Source organism: Stutzerimonas kunmingensis (genome assembly GCF_002929225.1).
GTDB lineage: Bacteria > Pseudomonadota > Gammaproteobacteria > Pseudomonadales > Pseudomonadaceae > Stutzerimonas.
Genome location: NZ_PISM01000004.1, coordinates 367,291 through 382,209 on the forward strand (window position 1 = coordinate 367,291; position 14,919 = coordinate 382,209).

At 58.8% G+C, this 14,919-nt stretch carries 16 protein-coding genes; 7 read left to right on the forward strand and 9 right to left on the reverse strand.

Going from position 1 to position 14,919, the window contains the following annotated elements:
• Positions 1 to 33: 33 nt before the first annotated feature.
• Positions 34 to 477: a MarR family winged helix-turn-helix transcriptional regulator gene (locus tag CW305_RS02770; RefSeq protein ID WP_003282582.1), complete on the reverse strand. Its 444-nt coding sequence runs from the start codon at positions 475 to 477 to the stop codon at positions 34 to 36.
• Positions 478 to 557: 80 nt separating this feature from the next.
• Between CW305_RS02770 and CW305_RS02775 the strand changes: the two genes are divergently transcribed.
• On the forward strand, positions 558 to 1,724 hold the full coding sequence (locus tag CW305_RS02775) for an aminotransferase-like domain-containing protein (RefSeq protein ID WP_104097410.1): 1,167 nt from the start codon (positions 558 to 560) through the stop codon (positions 1,722 to 1,724).
• Positions 1,725 to 1,763: 39 nt separating this feature from the next.
• Complete coding sequence (locus CW305_RS02780) at positions 1,764 to 2,366, forward strand: glutathione S-transferase family protein (RefSeq protein WP_023444766.1); 603 nt, start codon at positions 1,764 to 1,766, stop codon at positions 2,364 to 2,366.
• Positions 2,367 to 2,409: 43 nt separating this feature from the next.
• On the opposite strand, the gene folE is transcribed toward CW305_RS02780, so the two are convergent.
• The 3 genes from folE to CW305_RS02795 all read right to left on the reverse strand — a co-directional run bounded on the left by folE (position 2,410) and on the right by CW305_RS02795 (position 4,345).
• On the reverse strand, positions 2,410 to 2,955 hold the full coding sequence (folE, locus tag CW305_RS02785) for a GTP cyclohydrolase I FolE (RefSeq protein ID WP_003282585.1): 546 nt from the start codon (positions 2,953 to 2,955) through the stop codon (positions 2,410 to 2,412).
• A gap of 95 nt (positions 2,956 to 3,050) precedes the next feature.
• Positions 3,051 to 3,608: a Smr/MutS family protein gene (locus CW305_RS02790; protein WP_014820639.1), complete on the reverse strand. Its 558-nt coding sequence runs from the start codon at positions 3,606 to 3,608 to the stop codon at positions 3,051 to 3,053.
• 140 nt (positions 3,609 to 3,748) lie between these two features.
• Positions 3,749 to 4,345, reverse strand: coding sequence for a cysteine hydrolase family protein (locus CW305_RS02795; protein WP_104097051.1), 597 nt, complete (start codon positions 4,343 to 4,345; stop codon positions 3,749 to 3,751).
• 312 nt (positions 4,346 to 4,657) lie between these two features.
• On the opposite strand from CW305_RS02795, the gene prmB reads away from it, so the two are divergent.
• The 5 genes from prmB (at position 4,658) to rluB (ending at position 9,896) form a co-directional block, all read left to right on the forward strand.
• A complete protein-coding gene (gene prmB, locus CW305_RS02800; protein ID WP_014820637.1) occupies positions 4,658 to 5,581 on the forward strand; it encodes a 50S ribosomal protein L3 N(5)-glutamine methyltransferase in 924 nt (307 codons plus the stop codon).
• A gap of 237 nt (positions 5,582 to 5,818) precedes the next feature.
• Entirely contained in the window at positions 5,819 to 7,288 is a 1,470-nt protein-coding gene (zwf, locus tag CW305_RS02805; RefSeq protein WP_104097052.1) for a glucose-6-phosphate dehydrogenase, read from the forward strand.
• Entirely contained in the window at positions 7,275 to 7,988 is a 714-nt protein-coding gene (gene pgl / locus CW305_RS02810) for a 6-phosphogluconolactonase (RefSeq protein ID WP_104097053.1), read from the forward strand. Before zwf ends, pgl begins: the two co-directional genes overlap by 14 nt.
• A 17-nt stretch (positions 7,989 to 8,005) precedes the next feature.
• A complete protein-coding gene (locus tag CW305_RS02815; protein ID WP_104097054.1) occupies positions 8,006 to 8,650 on the forward strand; it encodes a bifunctional 4-hydroxy-2-oxoglutarate aldolase/2-dehydro-3-deoxy-phosphogluconate aldolase in 645 nt (214 codons plus the stop codon).
• Positions 8,651 to 8,762: 112 nt separating this feature from the next.
• A complete protein-coding gene (gene rluB / locus CW305_RS02820) occupies positions 8,763 to 9,896 on the forward strand; it encodes a 23S rRNA pseudouridine(2605) synthase RluB (protein ID WP_104097055.1) in 1,134 nt (377 codons plus the stop codon).
• A 65-nt stretch (positions 9,897 to 9,961) separates the two neighbouring features.
• Here rluB and CW305_RS02825 read toward each other — a convergent pair whose 3' ends face one another.
• The 5 genes from CW305_RS02825 to CW305_RS02845 form a co-directional block, all read right to left on the reverse strand.
• Positions 9,962 to 10,702 carry a YciK family oxidoreductase gene (locus tag CW305_RS02825; protein ID WP_104097056.1) on the reverse strand — a complete coding sequence of 247 codons (741 nt, stop codon included), beginning with the start codon at positions 10,700 to 10,702 and terminating at the stop codon, positions 9,962 to 9,964.
• An 86-nt stretch (positions 10,703 to 10,788) separates the two neighbouring features.
• The gene (mupP, locus tag CW305_RS02830; protein WP_014820631.1) at positions 10,789 to 11,460 is read right to left on the reverse strand and encodes an N-acetylmuramic acid 6-phosphate phosphatase MupP; all 672 of its coding nucleotides are present in this window, start codon (positions 11,458 to 11,460) and stop codon (positions 10,789 to 10,791) included.
• A complete protein-coding gene (ubiG, locus tag CW305_RS02835) occupies positions 11,460 to 12,158 on the reverse strand; it encodes a bifunctional 2-polyprenyl-6-hydroxyphenol methylase/3-demethylubiquinol 3-O-methyltransferase UbiG (protein WP_023444774.1) in 699 nt (232 codons plus the stop codon). The genes mupP and ubiG overlap by 1 nt, the downstream gene beginning before the upstream one ends.
• 146 nt (positions 12,159 to 12,304) lie before the next feature.
• Positions 12,305 to 13,642, reverse strand: coding sequence for a TRZ/ATZ family hydrolase (locus CW305_RS02840; RefSeq protein ID WP_104097057.1), 1,338 nt, complete (start codon positions 13,640 to 13,642; stop codon positions 12,305 to 12,307).
• A 192-nt stretch (positions 13,643 to 13,834) separates the two neighbouring features.
• Positions 13,835 to 14,275, reverse strand: a complete 441-nt coding sequence (locus tag CW305_RS02845; RefSeq protein ID WP_104097058.1) for a hypothetical protein — start codon at positions 14,273 to 14,275, stop codon at positions 13,835 to 13,837.
• Positions 14,276 to 14,919 lie beyond the last annotated feature (644 nt).

The following is a 14,919-nucleotide window of genomic DNA, read 5'->3' on the forward strand; positions in this document are numbered from 1 at the left end:
GGCGTGGTGAAGCGGCCCGCCTCTTGAGGGCTGCTAGCCTCTGGCTTTCTCCATAGCGAGCGCTTGGTTGACCGCGAGCCAGCCGTCTACCGCTTGTTCACCCACATCATCGAAGGCCCTTTGAAGCAGCCGGACCTGTTCTCTGCGCAAGGCCTGCTCCAGCTTCGCCCCCTCTGCGGTAAAGCGCAGCATGCGCTTTCGCTTGTCATCCTCTGCAGTCAGGCTCTCCACCAGGTGCATTTCGATCAACTGGCGTAGCGGTGTATTCAGTGCCTGCTTGGACACACCGAGATAGCTCAGCAACTCCTTGACGCTCAGGTCCGGGTAGCTAGCGATAAAGAAAAGAATGCGGTGGTGCACACGGGACAGGCCGCGGCGGGCGAGCATTTCGTCAGGCTTGGCTGTGAAGGCCTGATAGCCGAGAAAGAAACTCTCCATGATCTGGCGCTGCACTGCGCTTTTTTTTAGGTCAGGCATATTGACGTATTTATCGTGAGAGGCGTAATTTCGGTCAAGAAGTTTGACTTATTTTGCAGCGCCTCGCATCTGGTATGGAAATGGCCTTCTCCGAACGTATTACTCGCCTTAAAAGCTCTCTCATTCGTGAAATCCTCGCTGCAGCCCAGCGCCCGGAAGTGATGTCCTTCGCTGGCGGGTTGCCGGCTGAGGCGATGCTGCCGATCGTTGATTGGGCAGAACTGCCCGCAAGCATGGGGCAGTATGGGATGAGCGAAGGCGAGCCCGCTCTCCGTGAACTTATTGCCGCCCAGGCGCGGGCGCTTGGCGTGCCTTGCGAAGCCAGTCAGGTGTTGATCGTCAGTGGCTCGCAGCAGACGCTTGATCTCGCGTCGAAGCTGTTTATCGACTCAGGAACAGAGGTGCTGGTCGAGGCGCCAACCTATCTCGCTGCTCTGCAGTCCTTTCAATTGTTCGGAGCTGAATGTCTGGCAGTTCCCCAGCAGGCCGATGGTCCGGATTTGGCTGCCCTGCGCGCAACGCTGGAGCAGCACGCGCCTGCTTTTGCCTATCTGATTCCTACGTTCCAAAATCCATCCGCCGTTCGCTACAGCGAAGCCAAGCGTGAAGCTGTCGCAGCATTGCTGGATGAGTTTGGCGTGACGCTGCTCGAGGACGAGCCATATCGTGAGCTGGTATTCGATCAGGGCAGTGCCAAGCCGATCGTCTCGCGTCTGAAACGTGCTAGCTGGATCTACACCGGTACGGTTTCCAAGACGCTGCTGCCTGGCTTGCGGGTGGGGTATCTGATCGCCTCGCCGGATCTGTTCCCTTATTTGCTACGACTGAAGCAGTCGGCTGATCTACATACCAACCGCATTGGGCAGTGGCAGGCGCTGCAGTGGCTGGGTAGCGAGCGGTATCAGGCGCATCTGGCGGAGCTTCGCGATTTCTATCGCGTTCGTCGTGATGCCATGCAGGCTGCGCTCAGCGAGCACTTCGGTGATCTCGCGACCTGGCAGCTGCCGCAGGGAGGGCTGTTCTTCTGGCTGACGCTGAAGCAGCCGCTGGATACGCGAACCCTGCTTGATCGAGCGCTCGCCAATGATGTGGTGTTCATGCCTGGGGAGCCCTTTTTCGTGGACCCGGACGCTAATCCCGGTTATCTGCGGCTGAACTTCAGCCATGTGGCTGCTGAGAGAATGGAAGAAGGGGTGCGTCGTCTGGCGCAGGTCATCCGCGAAGGTAAAGCGCTGGAAGCCGCCTGAGATATCGCTGACCTGCGTTGTGGGTCGATGGGAGGGAGCATGTTGAAAGTCTATGGTGATTACCGGTCGGGTAATTGCTACAAGGTCAAGCTGATGCTGCACCTGCTGGACCAATCGTACGAATGGATTCCGATCAATATCCTTCGTGGTGAGTCCCGCTCCGAGGAGTTTCTCAAGAAGAATCCGAATGGCAAGATTCCGGTTCTTGAGTTGGAGGATGGCGCCTGCCTGTGGGAGTCCAACGCCATCCTCAACTATCTGGCCGACGGCAGCGAGTTTCTGCCAGCGGACCCGCGGCTGCGTACCCAGGTGCTGCAGTGGCAGTTCTTCGAGCAGTACAGCCATGAGCCGTTCCTGGCTGTCGCCCGCTATATCAAGGTGTATCTCGGCATGCCCGAGGATCGCCGTGAGGAGTACGAGGCCAAGCAGCTCGATGGCTACCATGCGTTGAACGTTATGGAGCAGCAGTTGCTACGCACGCCCTACCTGGTGGGTGAGCATTACTCGATTGCCGACGTTGCGCTGTATGCTTACACGCATGTGGCTGAAGAGGGAGGGTTCAGCCTCGAAGGCTATCCCGCAATTCGCCGATGGCTGCAGCGTGTCGCCAGTCATCCGCGGCATGTAGGCATGTACGATTGAACGAAACAGGGCCGCAAGGCCCTGTTTTACTGTGGGCTCGGTGCTATTTCACCAAGCCGAGAAACTCGCTACGGGTCGCGGCGTTATCGCGGAACTGACCCAGCATCACCGATGTAACCATTGACGAGTTCTGCTTCTCCACGCCGCGCATCATCATGCACATGTGCTGGGCTTCGATGACCACTGCAACGCCAGATGCGCCGGTAACCTGCTGCATCGCCTCGGCGATTTCACGGGTCAGGTTTTCCTGAATCTGCAGGCGGCGCGCATACATATCCACAATGCGAGCGACCTTCGACAGGCCGAGTACCTTGCCATTGGGAAGATACGCAACGTGTGCCTTGCCGATGAAAGGCAGCATGTGATGCTCGCACAGCGAGTACAGCTCGATATTCTTGACCAGCACCATCTCGCTGTTATCTGACGTGAACAGCGCGCCGTTGGTGACTTCCTCGAGGGTTTGCTGATAGCCCTTGCACAGGTACTGCATGGCTTTGGCGGCGCGCTTGGGCGTGTCGAGCAGACCTTCGCGGCTAACGTCCTCGCCGAGTTGGCCGAGGATCGCGGTGTAGTGTTGTTCCAGGGACATTGAGCTACCTGTCAGGCTTCATGGGGTCGCGAACGCGAAGGGTAGGGGGCCGCCGCTCGGCTGGCAAGTATGGCGAGCGAGACGCTGGCCTCGGCTCATTCGTCCCGGCCTTCAAGCATGGTGCGTTTGAGCATCACGTAAATGGCGCCGGTGCCGCCATGACGTGGCAGGCAGGAGGTGAAGCCGAGCACTTGCGGATGCTGCCGCAACCAGGTGTTGACGTGGCTCTTGATCAGTGGCCGCTTGCCGTCGAGTCTTGCCGCCTTGCCATGGGTCACGCGGACGCAGCGCACTTCGAGCCGCGTCGCTTCGGCGATGAAGTCCCATAACAGCTCCCGGGCTTTCTCGACGCTCATGCCATGCAGGTCGAGACTTCCCTCAAATGGGATCTGGCCGGCTTTGAGCTTGCGGACCTGACTGTCCTGAACCCCGTCGCGGGCCCAATAAAGCTCGTCCTCGGCACCTACGTCGATGACGAACTGATCCGATAATCCGTCGACGCGCGTGGTTTCGTTGCTGACGGTGGCGTTGCTGCGGCGAGTCGCGATCTGTTCGCGATTGCTGCGCACTTTGCCGGTTTCGGCGCGGTCGTGCTTGATCGGCTTGACACCGCGCACAGCCGATTGGAAGAGAGAGAAGTCGTCGTCTTGCATGGGGCCTCCAAACAGGATGGCAGTTTACCCCAGCCACAGCGCCTGGCGGACGAGCTTCCATCCAGGCGTACTTTTGCTTGCATCATGCAGAGAGTATCTGGAGAGGCTGCCAGCTCGTTCGGCGTTCGGGTAGTGGGTCTTCAGCGCGCCAGCGCCGCAGCGTCTTGCACGCAAACGGCAAAGTTGTCGGCAAGAATGGTCATCTCGATGCGGTGCACCTGTTCGGCATCGATGCTGCCTTCGCCCATCGGCAGATTGCGTGTGGCACAGGCGCTGTCCACCAGTGTGCAGCGATAGCCGTAATCCTTGGCGGCGCGAACCGTTGTGCTGATGCTGGAGTGGGTCATGAAGCCGCAAACGATCAAATCCAGGCGACCCAGTTTCTGCAGTAGTTCGTGGAGGTCGGTGCCGGAGAAAGCGTTCGGCAGGCGTTTGGCAACCACTGCCTCACCGGGCAGTGGTGCAGCCTCCGGCATGATCTGTCCACGGAAGCCCTGCGGATCGAAAAGACCACCGCTGATACCCAGGTGATGCACGTGCACGATCGGCGCGCCAGCTTCGCGCGCAGCTGCCAGTAGACGGGTGATTTCCGGAAGTGCCCGATCCAGGGCAGGCAGGGCAAGAACACCACTGCGGTACTCTTCCTGCACATCGATGACCAGCAAGGTGGCATTCGTCAGCGTCGCCGGGTTGTAGCTGCGGCCACTGAGCTGAAGCATGGTCTGTGGCTTGGTCATTTTCGGCTCCTTGTGCTGTGAGGGGGCTGATTGTGGCGCCAGAATGCGCCGATGTGAACCGTCCGGCTCATGTTTCGCTGGTCGTTGTGCTGACTACTCGGTCGAACTGCATGGGCGCACGATATGTCGGAGATATCGAGTCCCGACCGCGAGCCGAAGGGTAATGCCGGTCGCACGCCTGGTGTTGAAACGAATTGAGTATTTACAGCCCAAGTGGATGGCTCGAGAGCCTTGCTCGCGTGACCTTAGCTGACATGGCTCGGGTTTTCGTATGCCTGCTACACTCGCGCCCTTTTTACAGGAGATGCCCTTGTGACCGCTTCGCTCTCCCGCTTGCGTACGCTGCGTGACCATATCCGCTGGGCCGTCAGCCGGTTTCAGGCGGAGCAGTTGTTCTTCGGCCATGGCACCGACAATGCCTGGGATGACGCGCGCCAGTTGGTGCTGGGTGCGCTGCACCTGCCATGGGAAATGGCTGACAGCTATCTGGATTGCCGCCTCGAGCTCGACGAGTGCGAGCATTTGCAGGAACTGCTGCGTCGCCGTATTGAAGAACGTGTGCCGACCGCTTATCTCCTCGGGCAAGCCTGGTTCTGCGGCTTGCCCTTCATCGTCGACGAGCGCGTGCTGATCCCACGTTCGCCGATTGGTGAGCTGATCGAGCACCGCTTCGAACCCTGGCTGCCTGGCACGCCCAAGCGGATTCTCGATCTGTGCGCGGGGTCGGGCTGCATCGGCATCGCATGCGCTTACGAGTTTCTCAAGGCCGAGGTGGTGCTCGCTGACCTGTCGTTCGATGCGATCGAGGTCGCCAACCAAAACATCGAGCATCACGGACTCGAAGAGCGGGTTTATACCGTGCAGAGCGATGGCTTCGACGGGCTGCCAAATCAACGTTTCGATCTGATCGTTTCCAATCCTCCATATGTCGATGCCGAAGATTTCGACGACATGCCGGCTGAGTTTCATCACGAGCCGGCTCTTGGCCTGGCATGCGGTGAAGACGGGCTGGATCTGGTGCGACGTATGCTCGCCGAGGCCGCGGATCACCTCACTGACGATGGCATCCTGATCGTCGAAGTGGGAAATAGTCAGGTTCATGTCCAGGCCATTTATCCCGAAGTGGATTTCACCTGGCTGGAGTTCTCGCGCGGGGGGCATGGTGTCTTCCTGCTTGCGGCGCAGCAGTGCCGTAAGCATCAGGCCCTGTTCCGTGCACGCGTCGCGGGAAGCTGACTCAGCTCCGTGCCCTTTAACGACCGAGCTGTCGCGCTCAGGTGTTTGCGCTGTTCCTGTGGGCACGGGCAACCTTGGGATTTTCCCGTCGACTGCTGAGCATTTGCGCCGCTGAGTGGTCTGTAGCATGTGGCGTCTGATCGGAAGGCGAGGAGCGCGATATCCTCGCTATCGTTGACCGATCATCGTCGTGCTCGCGCTGCACGTCATTGAACCCTGCATTCAAGCGGACGGACCATGCCAGGCATTACGGTAGAACCCATCACATTCGCGTTGTTCGGTGCCCTGGGCGACCTTGCGTTGCGCAAGCTGTTTCCCGCGCTGTATCAGTTGGATCGCGCCGGCCTGCTACATGCCGATACCCAGATGCTGGCGCTATCGCGGGAGAGCGGCGAGCCGGCCACGCACAAGGCGCGAATCGAGCAAGCATTGCGTACGCGGGTTCCCAAGGCCGAGTTCGATGAGCAGGCCCTCAGTCGCTTCAGCGCCCGGCTTCAATATCTGGCGATGGATTTTCGTCGATCCGAGGATTACATGGCGCTGCGTGACTGCGTGCCGGCCGAGCAGCCTCTGATCGCCTATTTCGCGACACCCGCGGCGGTCTACGGTGATATCTGCAGGTTCCTGGCTACGGCAGGGCTCGCCGAGCAGGCGCGCGTCGTTCTGGAAAAGCCCATCGGTCATGACTTGGCTTCTTCGCGTGTCATCAACGATGCGGTCGCCGAGCACTTTCCCGAGAGCCGCATCTATCGCATCGACCACTATCTCGGCAAGGAAACGGTACAGAACCTCATCGCGCTACGCTTCGCCAACAGCCTGTTCGAGACGCAGTGGGACCAGCACCATATCTCCTATGTAGAAATCACCGTGGCCGAAACGGTCGGCATCGAAGGACGCTGGGGTTATTTCGACCAGGCTGGACAACTGCGCGACATGGTTCAGAACCATTTGCTGCAACTGCTCTGCCTGATCGCCATGGACCCGCCGAGCAACCTGACTGCGGACAGTATCCGCGATGAAAAGGTAAAGGTCCTCAAGGCGCTGGCACCGATCACTGCCGAATCCCTTCATCAGCGGGTGGTGCGGGGCCAATACGCAGCCGGCAATGTTGCTGGTGTCTCGGTGCCTGGCTACCTGGATGAGGAGAACTCGAACGCCGAAAGCAGTACGGAAACCTTCGTCGCGTTGCGTGCCGATATCTGCAACTGGCGCTGGTCGGGCGTGCCGTTCTATCTGCGAACCGGCAAACGCATGGCGCAGAAGCTTTCGCAGATCGTGATTCATTTCAAGGAGCCACCCTTCTACATCTTCGCGCCCGAGCAGCGAGCGCTGATCAGCAATCGCCTGATCATTCGACTGCAGCCTGACGAGGGCATCTCCCTGCAGGTGATGACCAAGGAGCAGGGGTTGGACAAGGGCATGCATCTGCGCAGCGGTCCCTTGCAGCTGAACTTCTCCGAAACCTACAAGAGCACGCGCATTCCAGACGCCTACGAGCGCCTCCTGCTCGAGGTCATGCAGGGCAACCAGAACCTGTTCGTGCGCAGGGATGAAATCGAGTACGCATGGCAATGGTGCGATCAGTTGATCGAGGGCTGGAATCGTCTCGGCGCAGAGCTCAAGCTTTACCCCGCTGGCTCCTGGGGGCCAGTCGCTTCGATTGCACTGATCACACGCGATGGGAGGGCGTGGTATGGCGATCTCTGAACTGGATCTTCCTACCGGTGTGGTGGCGCATAGTTCGGCCAATCCGCAGCGGCAAGCTGAACTGATGGCTGACAATGTGGCCAAGGCGCTGGCCTACGCGGTTCAAACCCATGGCACCGCCAGTCTCGTCGTATCCGGTGGGCGCAGTCCGATTGCATTCTTCGAAGCCCTGTCGATACGAGAATTGAACTGGTCGAAGGTGCAGATCAGCCTGGCTGACGAACGCTGGGTACCTGCGACCGATCCGGCTAGCAACGAAGGCTTGGTGCGGCGCCATTTGCTGCAGAACGCGGCACGTGAGGCGTGGCTGATCGAGCTGTACCACCCGGCCGAATCCCTCGAGCAGGCCGCATCACTTGCTGACCACGCCCTGGCGCAGCTGCAGCGGCCTATCGACGTGCTGATACTGGGAATGGGAGATGACGGTCATACGGCCTCGTTGTTCCCCGGCAACCCAAAGCTGGCGCATGCGTTGCGCGATGACTGCCTGGAGCGGTGCCTGCCGATGCAGGCGCCGGTCGATCCGCAGGCACGTCTGACAATGACCTATCCGCTGCTCGCTGGTGCTCGAATGCAGTGCCTGGCTATCCAGGGTGCTGACAAGCTCGAAACCCTGCGCGCGGCGCTGAATGTCGATCCGCTGCAGATGCCGATTCGCGCATTCCTGCATTCCCCGCTCGAAATCTATTGGTGCCCGTGAGGCCCGAGGACTTCCGCATGACCATGGACCAGAAGAACGCTCTGATTGAACGAATCTGTGTAGAGTCGAGGATTCTGCCGGTCATCACCATCGGTAGCGAAGAGCAGATCCTGCCTCTTGCTGATGCATTGGCTGCTGGCGGCCTTCGTACGTTGGAGATCACCCTGCGATCCAGTCATGGCCTGACAGCCGTTCGACGGCTACGTGAAGAGCGTCCTGATCTTTGTATCGGCGCTGGTACCGTTCTGGACCGACGCATGATGGATGAAGTGGAGGCGGCAGGGGCGCAGTTCATCGTCACACCCGGTTCCACGCGGGAAATCCTGGAAGCGGGGGTGAGCTGCTCGGTGCCACTGCTGCCAGGCACCAGTAGCGCATCGGATGTTATGGAGGGCTACGCGCTGGGTTATCGCCGCTTCAAGCTCTTCCCGGCAGAGATCTGTGGCGGCATCGCTGCGCTGAAGGCGCTCGGTGGCCCCTTTGCCGACGTGCGTTTCTGCCCGACCGGCGGCGTAAACGCAGCAAATGCCGCGCAATATCTGGCCCTGGCGAACGTGATGTGCGTCGGTGGTACCTGGATGATCGACGATGCGAGCCTCAGTTCGGGCGACTGGGCCGGCATTCAGCAACGTACTGTTCAGGCGCTGGCCGCACTGGGGTGATCTCGCCAGCGCAGGTCAGGATCACTGCTACGCTGTGGTTGGTGCGTAGCCGCATCGATGCGCGTATGATTCGCGCCCTTTCAATCGGATTGCCACACCGGGAGGTGCCCAGATGACCGAGCACGAAGAAACAAGCACTCACGTTACTCACGGCGAAAAGCTGCAGAAAGTCCTGGCCCGCCTGGGCATGGCTTCGCGTCGCGATGTCGAAAAATGGATTTCCGAAGGCCGTGTCAAGGTCAATGGCGCGGTTGCGAGCCTGGGCCAGCGCGTCGACTCTCATGATGCGATTGCAGTCGACGGTCGCCTGCTCAAGCGGGAAGAAGTCAGCGAAGTAGTCCGCCGCGTACTGATCTACAACAAGCCGGACGGCGAGATCTGCACACGCAACGATCCGGAAGGGCGCCCAACGGTATTTGATCGTCTGCCGCGCCCGAAGGAGGGGAGGTGGATCAATATCGGTCGCCTCGACATCAACACCACGGGCCTTCTGCTGTTCACTACCGACGGCGAACTGGCCAACCGCCTCATGCATCCATCCTATGAAATGGACCGCGAGTACGCGGTGCGGGTGCGTGGGGAAGTCGACGACGAGATGATCGAAAGGCTGAAGACCGGCGTGATGCTTGAAGACGGTCCGGCACGCTTCACCGATATTCAGGAAGCACCAGGTGGCGAAGGCTTCAACCATTGGTATCACTGCGTGGTGATGGAAGGCCGTAACCGCGAGGTTCGCCGTCTCTGGGAATCGCAGGGACTGGTCGTGAGTCGATTGAAGCGTGTGCGTTTCGGTCCGGTCTTCATGACCTCCGATCTGCCGATGGGACGCTGGCGTGAAATGTCGCAAACCGAGGTGGACATTCTCAGCCAGGAAGTCGGGCTAAAGCCAGTTGCACTGCCGAGCATGAAAGCCAAGGCCAAGGAAAAGATCGACCGCATGCAGCGTAAGGTGGCGAAGCCGCTGAGCCGCGGTGAGCGGCGACCTCGGGTGTTGCGTTCGTCAAGCGAGGCCGATGTGCCTGTGTCGGACAAGCCGCGGGCACCGAGGGGTAGCGAAGGCGGGCGCAAGCCGCGTGTCAGCGACGGGCGTAGTGAGAAGCCTCGCGGAACGCCGGTCGCTGAGCGTCCGGGCGAGACGCGTAAAGGTGGTAAGCGTGGTGACGGGGCAGGGCGTCCGTCGGGGCCAGGTAAAAGGCCGGCCGGAGATGGTCAGCGTCCAGGCTTCGGGCGTAGCAAACGCACCTGATCGTTGTATCCAGCGCTGCGCAGTGGGCGAAGCCGCTGCGCAGCTTTTTGTTTTGGAAGCCTTGGTTATTGCGCGTCCAGCGCCTGACCATTCACCCCGATGCTGTCCGGGCCCATCAGGTACAGATAGACAGGCATGATTTCCTCTGGGAGTGGGTTCACCAGCGGGTTCTCGCCGGGATAAGCCTTCGCGCGCATGTCGGTACGAGTGGCCCCCGGATTGACGCTGTTGGCGCGGACCGCAGCGGTGTCATCCAGTTCATCCGCCAGCACCTGCATTAGCCCTTCGGTGGCAAACTTCGATACAGCGTAGGCGCCCCAATATGCACGCCCCTTGCGGCCGACACTGCTCGACGTGAAGATCACCGAAGCGTCCTTGGCTAGCTTCAGCAGCGGCAGCAGTGTGCTCGTCAACATGAACATTGCGTTCACATTCACCTGCATCACGCGCATGAAATTGTCGCCAGACAACTGCTCGAGCGGCGTCCGCGGACCAACGATCGCCGCGTTATGCAAAAGGCCGTCGAGAAGACCGAACTCGCGCTCGATCATGGCGGCCAGTTCGTCGTACTGGTGCGGCAGCGCGGTTTCCAGATTGAACGGAATAACGGCAGGACGAGGATGGCCCGCGGCTTCGATGTCATCGTAAACCCGGTTCAGGTTGTCTTCATTCTTGCCAAGCAGCAGTACGGTTGCTCCGTGTGCCGCATAGGCTTTCGCGGCAGCTTCGCCGATGCCGCGGCCGGCTCCCGTAACCAGAATGGTGCGACCAGCGAGCAAGTCGGGGCGGGCGGAATACTCGAACATCGGATGCCTCTTGAATCGATGGTAGGTGGCGCCCGGACGAATGTTCGCCGGACGATAAGGCTAGGAAGGTTTGCGCTGTCGCCGTTTCAGCAACTGCACAGTGCTCTATCCAGGACTTGCCGGAGCTCCAGCGGGTGGTCTACCACCACATCAGCGCCCCAGTTTCCCGGGTTGTCTTCGGGGTGAATGTAGCCGTACCGCACTGCGGCTGTACGACTGCCTGCCGCGCGGCCTGATTCGATGTCTCGCAGGTCGTCGCCGACGAACAGAACCGCGGATGGGTCAAGGTCGAGCTGGCTGCACGCCAGAAGCATGGGTTCGGGATCAGGCTTGCTCTTGGTGACATGATCAGGGCAGATCAGCACAGCGGAGCGGGAAGCCAGGCCCAGCTGATGCATGATCGGTTCGGCGAAGCGCAGCGGCTTGTTGGTCACTACGCCCCAGATCAGGTTCGCGCGTTCGATCTCGTCGAGCAGTTCGGCCATGCCGTCGTAAAGATGACTGTGCACCGCGCAGTTCTCCTGATACCGCGCAAGGAACTCGAGACGCAGTTCTTCGAACTCAGCCGATAGAGGGTCGACTTCGAAAGCGCTGAGTACCATGGCCCTCGCTCCGCCTGACACGACATCACGAACCTGTTGTTCGGAAACCGGTGCCAGCCCTCGGGCGGCTCGCATGGCTTGCACGACGGCAATGAAGTCGGGAGCGGTATCGAGCAGAGTACCGTCCATGTCGAACAGAACAGCGCGCAGGCGCATCATGCCTCCTTGATGGTCTGGACCATGTAGTTGACATCGACGTCCGCAGCCAGCTTGTAGTGCTTGGTGAGCGGATTGTAGGTAAGGCCGATGATGTCTTTGACGGCCAGGCCCGCGTCGCGGCTCCAGGCACCCAACTCCGAGGGGCGGATGAACTTCTTGAAGTCGTGGGTACCGCGCGGCAATAGTTGCAATACGTACTCGGCGCCAATGATGGCGAATGCATAGGCTTTCGGGTTGCGGTTGATCGTCGAGAAGAAGACTTGCCCGCCTGGCTTGACCAGTGCACAGCAGGCCTGGATGACCGACGCCGGGTCCGGCACGTGCTCGAGCATTTCGAGACAGGTGACCACATCGAACTGCTCGGGAGCTTCCTCGGCCATGGCTTCGGCAGTGATCTGCCGATAATCGATTTCGAGTCCGGATTCCAGCAGGTGTAAGCGCGCTACCGAAAGCGGCGCCTCGCCCATGTCTATACCGGTGACCTGAGCGCCTCGCTGAGCCATGGCTTCGCTGAGAATGCCGCCTCCGCAACCGATATCGATTACCTTCTTGCCCGCCAGAGCAATATGCTCGTCTATCCAGTTCACTCGCAGTGGATTGATCTCGTGAAGCGGCTTGAACTCGCTTTCGCGATCCCACCAACGATGTGCAAGGGCTTCGAATTTGGCGATTTCAGCGTGGTCGACGTTGCTCATGATCCGGTCCGTTTGAAAGCTTGAGGGAGAAGCTTGAGCTGCAAGGGCTCATGTTGCCAGCTTCAGCTAAGGTCGGGGCATCGTAGCCGCCGTGGTTCGTATGTCATTTGGTCGCGCAGAAGCTGTGTATGGTTGGTTTCACACCTTCAACGTTGATCGGTGCTCGAAATTCTCTCGCCCCATTGGCGAGCGTTCGCAATCACTTGCTGCTCATCCATTCGCGTAAGGCGGCCGCTTTCCAGCAGCTGCTTACCGCCTATCCATACATGTCGCACCGCGTCTCTACTGGTGGAGTAGATCAATTGGGATACCGGGTCGTATACCGGTTGTTGCGCCAGACCGGAAAGATCCAGCGCGACCAGATCGGCGAACTTGCCTATCTCTAGAGAACCGGTGTGCTCATCGATGCCCAGCGCTCGGGCGCCATTCAGTGTGGCCATGCGTAGAGCGCGATGGGCGTCCAGTGCCGTGGCCGAGCCGGCGACGGCCTTCGCCAGCAGCGCTGCCGTACGAGTTTCGCCTAGCAGGTCCAGGTCGTTATTGCTTGCCGCCCCATCCGTGCCGACTGCCACGTTGATTCCTGCTTCCCAAAGGCGCTCGACCGGACAGAAGCCACTGGCGAGCTTGAGGTTGGATTCTGGGCAGTGAATAACGCTGCAGTTATGCTCGGTGAGCAGCGCGAGATCGTCATCATCGACCTGGGTCATGTGCACTGCCTGAAAACGCGGCCCTAGCAGCTGCAATCTCGCTAGTCGCGCCAGCGGCCGCTCACCGTGTTTCCGCAGCGCCTCCTGGACTTCATGAGCGGTTTCATGGACGTGCATATGGATGCCTGCATCCATCTCCGCTACCAGAACGCGAATGCTTTCAAGTTTGTCGTCCGCAACCGAATAAGGAGCATGAGGCCCGAAGGCGACCGTGATTCGGGGGTGATGCTTGAGATCGTCGAACAGCGCTACACCTTTGCGTAGCGCTTCATCCGCATCGCGAGCGTCGGGAACCGGGAAGTCAAGAACCGGGATGGTGATCTGCGCTCGCACACCGTGCTTGTGTACCAGCTCGCTGACGACGCTGGGATAGAAGTACATGTCAGAAAAGCAGGTGATCCCACCTTTTAGTTGCTCGGCGATTGCCAACTCGGTGCCACAGCGAACGAAATCCTCATCGACCCAACGCGACTCGGCTGGCCAGATGTGATCCTTAAGCCAGCGCTGAAGGGGCAGGTCATCAGCAAGTCCACGAAAAAGAGTCATCGCGGCATGGCCATGCGCATTGATCAGACCTGGAGCGAGAAGCATACCCTCGAGCTCTCGCGTTTCTATCGCCTGATACTTGAGTGCTACGGCTCGCGGAGCGATGAGCGCAATGCGTCCATCTCGAACGCCGAGACCGTGCCCCTTCAACACCACGCCAGCCGGCTCCACCGGAACGAGCCAGGTCGGAAATAAAAGAAGATCAAGCGGTGCATCACTTTGCCGGGACATGTGAAGCCATGACTGAGGAGAAGAGGGCTAGTGTAATGGCTGGTGGCGTAGGATTGAAGAAACGAGAGAGCCGCGATTTTTGCCGTGCATCCTTATATATAGTTGTGGCTGGTATCGCTCGTACGGACGGTACTTTTTGACTCGCTTGCCCGTCATCTGAATAAAACTGAAATAAACGGTTGACGTTGATTTTCAGGCTCCTATAATGCGCACCACTTCCGGCGCAGTCCTTAAGCAAAACCTCTTGTAAATCAAAAGATTAGCGAAATAAAAGGGTTGCACGGATGGCGGATTCGAGTAGAATGCGCCGGGCTGGCAGGGTGGTGGTTGAATCCTGTTGGCAGCTTCGGTCGGGTTGATCGGGGGCGGTTGAAAGAGGTGGTTGACAGCGGTTTTGAACGCTGTATGATTCGCCTCCCGCTGACGAGAGACGCAAGTTGATCTGAAGCGCAAGCGGTTGAGAAGAAAGAAAAACTTCTTCAAAAACAGCTTGACAGGTAACAAGGCTGCTGTAAAATGCGCGGCCTCGGTTGAGGCGAAAGGCTTGATCGAAACGCTCTTTAACAACTGAATCAAGCAATTCGTGTGGGTGCTTGTGAATGTAAGACTGGTGGTCAGATAGATTATCAGCATCACAAAGCAACACTCGTTTATTCGAGAGTTACTCTTTACTTGTAAAGAGATTTGCGATTGCTGAGCCAAGTTTAGGGTTTTCTCAAAACCCAAGCAGTATTGACGGCAACATCAGGAACTGGGTGCTGGCACCAATCGTGTGCCTGAACCCGGAGCGGGAAGCGGTACTGCAGCAAACACCAAAGGCAGCGTGACACGCTCGCGCGACAACTACCTTGAAAATCGCCGCATGTATGCAAGTGATTCAATTTTTGTGCGCTTATCTTGATACTTACCCGCCGCGAAGTACCCATAAAAGCCACCGTCTTTGTCTACGATGACCGGAGGATTTGACGCATACTTATTCCATGGGCTCTTGTCACTGTATTTAGAACCGTAGTCACCGTACTTATTCCAAATACTTTTGTCGTTATATTTGGAGCCGTAATCCCCGTACTTATTACAAACCGAACCGTCGTCGTACTTCCCGCAATTTAGGCAGCCGATAAATTCATCGTGGTTCTTGCCGCCAAACAGAAGCAAAGCCTCGGCAGCGTTTACGCTCGAACTACAAAGAATGATGATTATTGCGATGTATCTCATATTGATGCCTAACGTTTGGTTAAGGGGCCGCGGAACGCGGTCCCGAGTGAGCGAAGCGAACG

Bases quoted from the DNA above. Each gene is read 5' to 3' on its own strand.
- ubiG (WP_023444774.1), bottom strand. From the start codon at position 12,158: ATGAGCAACGTCGACCACGCTGAAATCGCCAAATTCGAAGCCCTTGCA.
- CW305_RS02840 (WP_104097057.1), bottom strand. From the start codon at position 13,642: ATGTCCCGGCAAAGTGATGCACCGCTTGATCTTCTTTTATTTCCGACC.
- pgl (WP_104097053.1), top strand. From the start codon at position 7,275: ATGGCGATCTCTGAACTGGATCTTCCTACCGGTGTGGTGGCGCATAGT.
- CW305_RS02795 (WP_104097051.1), bottom strand. From the start codon at position 4,345: ATGACCAAGCCACAGACCATGCTTCAGCTCAGTGGCCGCAGCTACAAC.
- zwf (WP_104097052.1), top strand. From the start codon at position 5,819: ATGCCAGGCATTACGGTAGAACCCATCACATTCGCGTTGTTCGGTGCC.
- CW305_RS02770 (WP_003282582.1), bottom strand. From the start codon at position 477: ATGCCTGACCTAAAAAAAAGCGCAGTGCAGCGCCAGATCATGGAGAGT.
- rluB (WP_104097055.1), top strand. From the start codon at position 8,763: ATGACCGAGCACGAAGAAACAAGCACTCACGTTACTCACGGCGAAAAG.
- CW305_RS02790 (WP_014820639.1), bottom strand. From the start codon at position 3,608: ATGCAAGACGACGACTTCTCTCTCTTCCAATCGGCTGTGCGCGGTGTC.
- CW305_RS02780 (WP_023444766.1), top strand. From the start codon at position 1,764: ATGTTGAAAGTCTATGGTGATTACCGGTCGGGTAATTGCTACAAGGTC.
- CW305_RS02845 (WP_104097058.1), bottom strand. From the start codon at position 14,275: ATGCTGATAATCTATCTGACCACCAGTCTTACATTCACAAGCACCCAC.
- CW305_RS02775 (WP_104097410.1), top strand. From the start codon at position 558: ATGGCCTTCTCCGAACGTATTACTCGCCTTAAAAGCTCTCTCATTCGT.
- CW305_RS02825 (WP_104097056.1), bottom strand. From the start codon at position 10,702: ATGTTCGAGTATTCCGCCCGCCCCGACTTGCTCGCTGGTCGCACCATT.
- mupP (WP_014820631.1), bottom strand. From the start codon at position 11,460: ATGCGCCTGCGCGCTGTTCTGTTCGACATGGACGGTACTCTGCTCGAT.
- folE (WP_003282585.1), bottom strand. From the start codon at position 2,955: ATGTCCCTGGAACAACACTACACCGCGATCCTCGGCCAACTCGGCGAG.
- CW305_RS02815 (WP_104097054.1), top strand. From the start codon at position 8,006: ATGACCATGGACCAGAAGAACGCTCTGATTGAACGAATCTGTGTAGAG.